This is a genomic window from Xenorhabdus yunnanensis (genome assembly GCF_028598805.1).
Lineage (GTDB): Bacteria > Pseudomonadota > Gammaproteobacteria > Enterobacterales > Enterobacteriaceae > Xenorhabdus > Xenorhabdus yunnanensis.
In genome coordinates this window covers 1-1,755 of sequence record NZ_JAQRFI010000150.1, presented here as the reverse complement: position 1 = coordinate 1,755, position 1,755 = coordinate 1, and the positions used below count along the sequence as shown (strand labels likewise).

Genomic DNA, 1,755 nt, shown 5'->3' with positions numbered 1-1,755 from the left:
TTCGTCACTTTTTTCATGTCACTTTGCCAGAAAAAGCGAAAGAACTGACGACTCGACTGACTGACAATTTTCAGATTTTAAAACCTGCATCTTCAAGTTAGATTGGTATAGATAACTATATGACTGGGGTGAACGAACGCAGCCAACAAAGAGGCAACTTGAAAGACGAAGTGTATAATTTATGGAAATTAAGAGGGATATAATGGCAAGTACAGATATCAAAATACCATTTAAATATTGCAGAATTGAACGGGCAGCTAAGTATATTAAGTGCGAAGTATCAGATCTAATTAATGGTGGTGTTAATGGCAAATTATCTCTTTGTCTTAAATTGAATAATGTACAGGGTATGTTATTAGCTTCATCTCCATATGAAAGTATGAATAAGTGGGTTGATTCATTATCTTATGGTGGAGCAATTGTCAATAGTCTTGTAAAAAACTTAACACCTTACTCTTTTTATAAATTTGATAATATTGATATCCAAGATAATGGTGAAACTGTTGTTTATCCGTACTTTAGTGGTGATGAAGATAACAATAATGAAATAAAAAACTACTCATGTGCAATAGGACGGGCTTTTGGTTTATGGAGAATAAACAGATCATTAGAGGATATTGAGAATAATGGCATTGCTTATATTGATGGCACTGAATTCACACCTTGCTCACCTACGAAAGATATGTCTAATATGCAATTCATCATAGATGAAAGTTTCTCTACAAAGGTTTATACATTAGAATATGACAATGATTATCATAGAGTTATAGATCGTGATTCTTTTGAAAATATCGCAATTACTCATGAAGATTTGTGGATTACTGATATTGATATAAAACGTATTGTGGAAAATGAATATGATTTTAATTCTCTCGATATCGTACAACATTATGATGTGCTCATTGATAAAAAAGAAAATAATAAAATTAAAGAACCACATCCAACAGCAGAAAGACATGCTAAAAATAGAGAACAAGTATTAATGGCTGCAATGCGATTTAGGGAAGAATTTCCAACTGTATTTGATGAAGAATGCCGAAAAGCCGATCGCTCAATAAATTTTTCTGCGTGGGCGAGAGAAATTATCAGCCGACCTTTTTCATTTCCCAATCATGAATTGACAATTAAAACTGAAGATAAAATTGCGGAAATACTGAGTAACGCACATAAAGCTCCCAATGAAAGGAAATAACCTGTTGTAACTCATACAAAGGGTTGTGTAACCATACAACCCCCTTTCTATATTCATTCATCCCTTTTTAAGGCTTACAACGGGATGAATGTATCTGATTGAAACTCTAGAATACTTCTGACAACACAAGAAAGGAGAGTCTGGATGTCAAATCAATATCATACACCTACACCTACACCTACACCTACACCTACACCAGAAGAACACCGTACTATCTTGATGGAATATGGGGAACAATACGATCGCCTTGTTCGGGAAAAAGAACGTCAACATATTACATCTATCTCTCGAACTACTGCATGGTGTTTGGAAAAAGAAGGGCGTTTTCCTGCCCGTAAACCTTTGGGGCGTAATTCTTGTGCCTGGCTTTTGAGTGATTTGTTGTATTGGGTTCGTAACCTACCATCAGTTGATAATGTAAATAATCCATATAGCAGGAAATCGGCTTAGCATAAATAACCCGAATTCTGGATAAGAAATTGACGAGAAGCCTGTTCCGGGAGCAAAGTTTTGGTGAACGCCGAAAACAGCTCCGGGGAGGAACAGGCTATGAATAAATTAGT

Annotated in this window: 2 protein-coding genes; both read left to right on the top strand. The window is 35.4% G+C overall.

The features are described from left to right. Positions 1 to 202 precede the first annotated feature (202 nt). On the top strand, positions 203 to 1,192 hold the full coding sequence (locus PSI23_RS21295) for a hypothetical protein (protein WP_273556948.1): 990 nt from the start codon (positions 203 to 205) through the stop codon (positions 1,190 to 1,192). Positions 1,193 to 1,336: 144 nt separating this feature from the next. Next, the gene (locus PSI23_RS21290; RefSeq protein ID WP_273556947.1) at positions 1,337 to 1,642 is read left to right on the top strand and encodes a helix-turn-helix transcriptional regulator; all 306 of its coding nucleotides are present in this window, start codon (positions 1,337 to 1,339) and stop codon (positions 1,640 to 1,642) included. The last annotated feature ends 113 nt before the right edge of the window (positions 1,643 to 1,755 follow it).